At 67.5% G+C, this 7834-nt stretch carries 10 protein-coding genes; 4 read left to right on the top strand and 6 right to left on the bottom strand.

Translation table 11 applies throughout. The annotated features are described in order from the left end of the window. The 4 genes from FPV16_RS17465 to FPV16_RS17450 form a co-directional block, all read left to right on the top strand. The coding region (locus FPV16_RS17465; RefSeq protein WP_227439644.1) for an Mrp/NBP35 family ATP-binding protein at positions 1 to 817 on the top strand (817 nt) is incomplete at its 5' end. 6 nt (positions 818 to 823) lie between these two features. Beyond that, positions 824 to 1432 (top strand): molybdenum cofactor guanylyltransferase MobA, encoded by a 609-nt coding sequence (gene mobA / locus FPV16_RS17460; RefSeq protein WP_227439643.1) that lies wholly within the window; start codon positions 824 to 826, stop codon positions 1430 to 1432. Positions 1433 to 1687: 255 nt separating this feature from the next. Then, positions 1688 to 1927, top strand: a complete 240-nt coding sequence (locus tag FPV16_RS17455; protein WP_227439642.1) for a DUF6894 family protein — start codon at positions 1688 to 1690, stop codon at positions 1925 to 1927. A gap of 610 nt (positions 1928 to 2537) precedes the next feature. Next, a complete protein-coding gene (locus tag FPV16_RS17450) occupies positions 2538 to 3284 on the top strand; it encodes a L,D-transpeptidase (RefSeq protein WP_227439641.1) in 747 nt (248 codons plus the stop codon). 44 nt (positions 3285 to 3328) lie between these two features. On the opposite strand, the gene FPV16_RS17445 is transcribed toward FPV16_RS17450, so the two are convergent. The 6 genes from FPV16_RS17445 to FPV16_RS17420 form a co-directional block, all read right to left on the bottom strand. Further along, positions 3329 to 4417, bottom strand: coding sequence for a GSU2403 family nucleotidyltransferase fold protein (locus FPV16_RS17445; RefSeq protein ID WP_227439640.1), 1089 nt, complete (start codon positions 4415 to 4417; stop codon positions 3329 to 3331). Between the two features lie 128 nt (positions 4418 to 4545). Next, complete coding sequence (locus FPV16_RS17440; protein WP_227439639.1) at positions 4546 to 5004, bottom strand: peptidylprolyl isomerase; 459 nt, start codon at positions 5002 to 5004, stop codon at positions 4546 to 4548. 3 nt (positions 5005 to 5007) lie between these two features. Beyond that, complete coding sequence (locus FPV16_RS17435; protein ID WP_227439638.1) at positions 5008 to 5508, bottom strand: hypothetical protein; 501 nt, start codon at positions 5506 to 5508, stop codon at positions 5008 to 5010. Then, positions 5505 to 6056, bottom strand: coding sequence for a peptidylprolyl isomerase (locus FPV16_RS17430; RefSeq protein WP_227439649.1), 552 nt, complete (start codon positions 6054 to 6056; stop codon positions 5505 to 5507). Before FPV16_RS17430 ends, FPV16_RS17435 begins: the two co-directional genes overlap by 4 nt. 59 nt (positions 6057 to 6115) lie before the next feature. Further along, on the bottom strand, positions 6116 to 6616 hold the full coding sequence (gene coaD, locus FPV16_RS17425; RefSeq protein WP_227439637.1) for a pantetheine-phosphate adenylyltransferase: 501 nt from the start codon (positions 6614 to 6616) through the stop codon (positions 6116 to 6118). A 195-nt stretch (positions 6617 to 6811) separates the two neighbouring features. Then, positions 6812 to 7663 carry an outer membrane protein gene (locus FPV16_RS17420; RefSeq protein WP_227439636.1) on the bottom strand — a complete coding sequence of 284 codons (852 nt, stop codon included), beginning with the start codon at positions 7661 to 7663 and terminating at the stop codon, positions 6812 to 6814. Positions 7664 to 7834 lie beyond the last annotated feature (171 nt).

The following is a 7834-nucleotide window of genomic DNA, read 5'->3' as shown; positions in this document are numbered from 1 at the left end:
CCCCCGCACCGGCCCGGCCTTGCCCGGCGTGCGCCACATCGTGGCCGTCGCCTCCGGCAAGGGCGGCGTCGGCAAGTCCACCACCGCCTGCAACCTCGCCCTCGCCCTCGCGGCGCAGGGACTGAAGGTCGGGCTGCTCGATGCCGATATCTACGGGCCCTCGGTGCCGAAGCTCTTCGGCCTCTCCGGCAAGCCGAAGGTGATCGAGGAGCGCCTGCTCGCACCCATGGACGGCTACGGCATCAAGGTGATGTCCATCGGCTTCCTGATCGAGCCCGAGACGGCGATGATCTGGCGCGGCCCGATGGTGCAATCGGCCATCACCCAGATGCTGCGCGAGGTCGCCTGGGGCGAACTCGACATCCTCGTGGTCGACATGCCGCCCGGCACCGGCGACGCGCAGCTCACCATGGCCCAGGCGACGCCGCTCTCGGGGGCCGTCATCGTCTCGACGCCGCAGGACCTGGCGCTGATCGATGCGCGGCGCGGGGTGACGATGTTCCGCAAGGTGTCGGTGCCGATCCTCGGCGTCATCGAGAACATGGCGACCTTCATCTGCCCGAATTGCGGCCATGCCTCGCACATCTTCGGCCATGGCGGCGCCCGCGACGAGGCCGCGCGCCTCGACGTGCCGTTCCTCGGGGAGATCCCCCTCGACATGACCATCCGCGAGACCTCCGATTCCGGGCGGCCCGTGGTGGCGGTGGACCCGGATGGCCCGCACGCGAAGGTCTATCGCGGCATCGCCGCTCAGCTCTGGGCCAACCTCACCGGCGGGCCGGCCCCGCGCGCCGCGCCGCGCATCGTCATCGAGTAGCCCGGCGTGGCGCCCATCCTTGGCGTGATCCTGGCCGGCGGCCTGTCCCGCCGGATGGGCGGCGGCGACAAGCCGCTACGAATCCTGGCCGGGCGTACCCTCCTCGACCGGGTGGTGGAGCGGTTCACGCCGCAATGCGGTCTGGGCGTCATCCTCAACGCCAATGGCGATCCGGCCCGGTTCGCGGGGTTCCCCGGCCCGATCGTGCCGGACGGGGTGCCCGACCATCCGGGGCCGCTCGCCGGCATCCTCGCCGCCCTCGACCATGCGGCCGCGCATCACCCCCCCGCGACGCATGTGGCCAGCGTCACGGGCGACGCGCCGTTCCTGCCCCTCGACTTGGTGGAACGTCTCCGGACCGGCCTGTCCGGCGCGCCCATCGCCATGGCCTCCTCGGCCGGGCGGGAGCATTTCACCGTGGCGCTCTGGGCCGTGTCCGTGCGCGACGATCTGTGCGCTTCCCTCGTCGAGCGCGGCGAGCGGCGCGTCGGCGCGTTTCTGGCGCGGCACGGTGCCGTGGCGGTGGACTGGCCGGTGGACCCGGTCGACCCCTTCCTCAACATCAACATGCCGGAGGATCTGGCGATGGCGGAGGCCGCCCTGAAAGCCTCCTGATCGGGGCGGACCGTCTGACGATGGCGGAGATTCGACGCGAGGCCGGTGCCCCCGAAAACGATGAACGGTCAGATAATGTGTCAATAAGACGAGGCGGTTGCCAACCCGGGATTGGTAAAATCCCAAGTAATGGCCCTATTTGTCGAGTGCGTTTCCCTCCGGCCTGCTGTAAGATCGAATGATCGCGGCTCTGCCCTCGGCCTTCCGCGCTTGAGAGACGATGTGCGCTCCCGCCTTCGATGCGTGGAGAGCCCTGTGCCTCGCTACTTTTTTGATATCAACGACGGTCGAAACGAGCGCGACGAAGAGGGCGTTCTGTGCGCCGACCTGCAGGCCGCCGTGCTCGAGGCCAAGACGCTGCTTCCGGCCGTGGCCGCGGACGAAGTGCCCAAGGATGGCGAACGCCAGGCACTCACGGTACTGGTGACGGACGAGGACGGCAAAGCCGTCTATCTGGCGGCGCTCGTCTATACGGGGACTTGGCTGATCCGATAGTGCGGCCTCGGGGTGGGCTCGGAACCTTCGGCTTCGCGCGAGGTCGATGATGTCGGTTGCTGGCCGCTCAAAGCCTGTTTGAGGTGTCTATCCAAGGCTTTACCTCTTCCTGAGGTGCCGCGTAGCGGCCTCGAAGGAGCCTTCCGGGGATCGCCCTGGTGTCTGGAGCGCTCCCTCAAAGCCCTTTGCTCAAGCAAAGCGCACCTCAGGATGGGGTGGTCTGCTGGGATGATCAACTCTGCGTGAGCATCCGCCGAGAAATCTCATCCAACAGGCTTTGAAGCAAAACAGGGTCACGAGCGCGATTGCGCATGGGAAGCCGAGACGCTCGATCTGTCGGGCGCGAGCATGTCACCGTCGCGCTCCGGGCGGCGCCCCTGCGCGCTTCGCGTTTCGAGCGCGGCACGGTGCCGTTGCGGTGGATTGGCCGACGGACCCAGCCGATCCCGTCCTCACCATCGACCCGCCGGTGGATCTGGCGATGGCGGAACCTCACCAGTGCAGAGCGACGCCCCGGTGCCGACGTGGATCGGCCCCATCCGAGGCCAAGCTTGGCCATAGATTCGACGTGGATGGGATCGAGCCTGCACGACCTCTCTCGGCAGCGACCATGACCCTCCCCCTCTCGTCAATCCGCATCCTCCTGACACAGGCGATGACCGTTCTCGTTCTCGGCGGCTGTGTCGCGAGACCGGGTCTCGACGTGGATCTTGCCCGAAGGCGGTCCAGTGACGCTCCGCCCAGCGGCTATGCCGCCCTGAATGCGGAGCCCTTTCCGGTGGAGGCGGTGGATACGACGCGGATCGACCCGGCCTATCTGCGGCGCGAGGTCGATTACGTCACGTCGGAGCCGGTCGGCACCATCGTGGTCGATACGGCGGCTCGCTACCTGTACCTGGTCGAACCCGGTGGACGGGCCCGGCGCTACGGCGTCGGTGTCGGCGCCGAGGGAATGACCTGGTCCGGCGTCGCGCGGGTCGGTGCGAAGCAGGAATGGCCGGATTGGTATCCGACCCGGGAGATGATCGCCCGGCGCCCCGACATCGTGGGAATGCTGTCACCGCTTCGGAGCGGCCGCGGCATTGCCAGCGGCAAGGCCAACCCCGTCGGCGCGCGGGGGCTCTATCTCTGGGTCGACGGCCGGGACACGCTCTACCGGATCCACGGCACCCTCGAACCCTACACGATCGGCCAGGCGGTCTCGTCGGGCTGCATTCGGATGGTCGACCAGGACGTCATCGACCTCTATGCCCGCGTCGCGATCGGAACGAAGGTGGTGGTCCTGCCGCCGAGACCCGGGACCGGAGGGATTGAGACGGCGGGCGAGCCTCGCGACGGGATGGGTGAGGCGGGATAGAACGACGTCCGGGACGCGACGCGGAGAGAGCTTTGCGCGGGCCGCTACGGGAGGGACGCGGGAAACCCGACCTGCGTCGGCTCGTAGCCCAGTATCCCGCCATGCGCCCCGACGGCTCCCGCGACGGCGATGCGCCCAGCCTCATCGAGCCGCGACAGTCCCGTCTCGAGATGACGGCGCCAGGTCGGGCCTCGGTTCCACGCCTCGACCCAGGAGGCCGCCAGGGCGACGGGCTGGTTCCGGGCCAGGGCCTCGATCAGGAAGCCCGCCTGGGTCAGGTCCTTCGCCTGTTTCTCACGCTCGGTCCGCTCGTTCGCCACGATGAGTTTGTGGACGGCGTAGCGCTCTGGAGCCGGCACCGTGACGGAGATCCCGCCGGCATGGAGAAGTGTCGAGCGGACCGGATTCCTGATCAGGAAATCGAGATAGCGAAGCGGCTGGGCGCTGACACCGCCGAGGGCCGGCATCAAGACGGGCGCACCGGTCACCTCGTCGGAGCCGCGGTTCGACACCAGAAACTCGACCCGAAACCCGCTGGCGTTCACGAATGCGCTCGTGCGGTCCGGTCGCGACAGGTTGGGCACCGGACGGAAGCTCGCATCCACGGCCTGGAGTTCCTCCTGGACGGGAGACATGCTCTCCCCGATCGCGACCGAGATGCCGTAATCCTGCGCGAGATCGATGTCGCCGGTCCTGAGCGCCCTCGTCGGGCGCTCTCCGACGAGGCCCGGAAAGGTCTGGAACGCCACCGTGCCCACCAGAACTCCGCGCAGGCGAAAGAAGCCTGCCTGCGCCAGACGTTCGACGACCCGGCCTGTCAGGGCGTCCGCCGCCGGAAACCCGGCGCTGCGCAACATGCGAACCGCGTCGATGCGGGTGCGGTAATCGATCCGCTGGCGGTCATGGGCCTCGACTCGCCGTGTCGTCTCGGGATCCGCCACCGTGCCGACATAGCGATTGGATTTCGTTCCGGTGGCGGCATCGTAGCCCTGGTAGTACCAGTATTCACGCGCCTTGATGGTGCGCCTGATGAACCTGCCGTTCTCGGGAAAGTCGCGGTCGAACTCCGCATCGGCGCAACGCTGATTGAGATCGGCGAAGACCGTCTGCGCGGCGGCATCGATGGACGGCATGGCTCGCCTCTGCCCGTTACAGGAAAACAGCGATTTTCATGTAACGCGCAGAAGCGACGTGTCCAAACGAGAAAGGGCGTCCGCGCAGGTGATGCGCGGACGCCCTTGTCATCGATCGCCCGATCGGTTCAAGCCGCGCCGACGGTGGCCTTGACGATCTTGTCCGGCGAGCGCGGCGGCTCGCCCTTGTTGAGGCTGTCGACCACGTCCATGCCTTCGGTCACCTTGCCCCAGACGGTGTATTGCTTGTCGAGGAAGCGGGCGTCGCCGAAGCAGAGGAAGAACTGCGAATTGGCCGAATGCGGGAAGTTGGTGCGGGCCATGGAGCAGGTGCCGCGCACATGCGGCTCGTCGTTGAACTCCGCTTTCAGGTCCGGCAGATCGGAACCGCCCGAGCCGGTGCCGGTGGGGTCGCCGGTCTGGGCCATGAACCCGTCGATGACGCGGTGGAACGGCACGCCGTCATAGAAGCCCTGCCCGGCCAGCGTCTTCAGGCGCTCCACATGGTTGGGGGCGAGGTCCGGGCGCAGCCCGATGACGACGCGGCCCTTGGTGGTTTCGAGGATGAGGGTTTCGGTATCGGCCATGGGTCAGACTCCTTGTCCCTGGGGACCTTGGTAGATGAATCGCAGGGCGATGGGACGCCCCGCGATGGCGGCGCCGAGCGCCGGCGTGATCGCGACCGGCGTGCAGCGCCGGATCGCGTCGAGGGTTGAGCGGGTCAGGATGTCCCTGCCGCGCTGATCGGCATTCTGCATCGAGAACGTGATGCGCGGTTCGCCGATGACGGACCCGTCGCGGCGGAGGGCGAAGCGGGCGGTGATCTCGGTGCGCGGGAAACCGGCGAGGCCCTGCGGCACCTCCCAGCAGGCGGCGAGCCGGGGATAGAGCTCCTGGAGCGTGTCGGCCGGGCCGGCGGCGATGCCGCCCTCCGGGGCCTGCACCGTGGAGAGCAGGGGCTCGGGCCGTGTCAACGGCAGGCCTGCACCGGCGATGGCGGCCCCGGTAAAGGCCGCTCCGAACGCGATGGCGACCGCCGACGCAACGACGGCGAGGCGCGTCGGGCGCCTCACTGTCGAACCTCCGCTCATTTCGCGCCTTGAGCCATCTGCATCTTCACGATCTTGTCCGGGTTCTGGACCGCGCCGCCGGCAGCACCGGGGGCCGCCTTCTTGATCTTGTCGACGGCCTCCATGCCGGAGGAGACGAGCCCGATCACGGTGTACTGACCGTTCAGGAACGGCGCGTCGCCGAGGCAGATGAAGAACTGGGAGTTCGCCGAGTTCGGATCGGACGAGCGGGCCATGCCGAGGGTGCCGCGGCGGAACGGGGATTGCGAGAACTCGGCCGGGATGTTCGGCAGGGACGAGCCGCCGGTGCCGTTGCCCTTCGGGTCGCCGGTCTGGGCCATGAAGCCGTCCATGACGCGGTGGAACTTCAGCCCGTCGTAGAAGCCCTTCTTGATGAGGGTCTTGAGCTGGGCCACGTGCTGCGGTGCGAGGTCCGGGCGCAGCTCGATGGTGACGCGGCCATCCTTGGTGTCGAGATAGACCGTGTTGTCGTCGGCGGCCTGCGCCATGGGCGACAGGCCGATCAGGGCGGCGAGCGCCAGGGACAGGAAGGCGGTCCGACGATGGATGGTCCGATGAGTCATGGGTGGGCGGTCTCCGGTCCGTTGAAGGAGGTGGGTGAAGGGGATCAGGCTTTCGCGAATCGCGCGGCGAGCCGTTCGGCCACGAGGGGCGGGACGAAGGGGGAGACGTCGCCCCCCATGGCCGCGATCTGCCGCACCAGGGTGGCGGTGATCGGGCGTACGCCGGTGGAGGCGGGCAGGAACACCGTCTGCACTTCGGGCGCCATGGCGCCGTTCATGCCGGCGAGCTGCATCTCGTAATCGAGATCCGTGCCGTCGCGCAGACCGCGGATGAAGATGCTGGCGCCCGAGCGCCGTGCCGCCGACACTGCCAGATCGTCGAAGGTGACGATGTCGAGGCTGGCGCCTTCGATCTCGGCCAGGGGCGCGCAGGTCACCCGCAGGAGGTCGGCCCGCTCGTCCGGCGAGAACATGGGGGCCTTGCCCGGATGCACGCCGATGGCGATCACGAGGTGCTGAACGAGACGGCACGCCTGACGGATGACGTCGAGGTGTCCGTTCGTGACCGGGTCGAAGGAGCCGGCGTAGAGCGCGGTGCGGATCATTACCCGTGGGCGTAGAGCATTTCGCCTCGAAACGGAACCGCTCGGCGCATCCCATTGCGGTGGCGGTCCGCCCCGCCACCCCGGCGCGGCACGAAAAACGGCGGAGGCTCCAAAGGAGCGCCCGCCCGAAGTTTCGGTCTGCGAAGTCTGGTGTTTCAGCAATCGGGATAACGCGGGGCTGAGCCCCACGCGATCCTAGTAGCTGCCGAACTTGTAGTTCAGGCCGGCGCGGGCGATGGCGCCCTCGGTCTTGAAGACCGCGTTGTAGCCGATGCCCGGACCGCCCGTGGAGGCGACGAGGAGGTTGCGGCTGCCGAGGTCGTAGCGGAGGTATTCGGCCTTCAGCGTGACGGCGCTGGAACGGAAGAAGTTCAGGAACGAATCGGTGGGAAGGGCATATTCGATGCCGCCGCCATAGGCGTAACCGGTCTCCATGGTGGAGCGCGCGCCGGCATAGGTCACCGGCGCGCCGGTCTGGAAGCTGACGCTCTGCTCGATGCCGCCATAGGCGAAACCGCCCGTGCCGTAGACCATGACCTTGTCGAAGGCGTAGCCGACGCGGCCGCGCACCGTTCCGAGATACTGCAGATCGGACCGGTACGTGTTCGTCAGCGTGGAGGGCAACGCCGTGCGGGTCGCCACGTTCACGCGGCTGGTCTCGAGATCGGTGTACTGGGCATCCGCCTCGATGCCGATCACGATGCCGTTGCCCGGCGTCAGCTGGTAGTTGTAGCCGATCTGTGCTCCGGCGGAGAACCCTTCCTGGGGCAGCTTGAGGGCGGCGGGACGCAGGCGATTGTCGACATTGCCCTGGAGGTTCGCAGCATTCGGAGCGCCGGAATTGAGGTTGTTGATGCCCGTGGTGCGAACGGTATCGCTCTCGGAATAGGCGTAGCCGGCATTCACGCCGAAGTAGAAGCCCGTCCAGGTGAAGACGGGGACGGGCACGAAGACCGGTGCCTCGGCGCGGCGGGGAAGGTCCGCGGCGGAGGCGGCGCCAACGGCCAGGATCGCGGCAGCACCGGCGAGGAGAACGGACTTGAACACGGCTGAAATCCTGGGGCGAGCGATCTGTCTCTGGACCGGAACTTAGCCGTACGAATGAGGGCCCGATATCACCCGATAACAACACTGAAGATCAGCGCAAAACAAGACAATGCCGGCCAAGTCTTACGACTTGGCCGGCATCTTAATCCTGAGCAACGAAGGTTTTTTTAA

Origin of the sequence: Methylobacterium sp. W2, assembly GCF_020662345.1 — a bacterium.
In the GTDB taxonomy this organism is placed as follows: domain Bacteria; phylum Pseudomonadota; class Alphaproteobacteria; order Rhizobiales; family Beijerinckiaceae; genus Methylobacterium.
The sequence above is the reverse complement of the archived record's forward strand: the minus strand, read 5'-3'. Positions and strand labels throughout refer to the sequence as shown.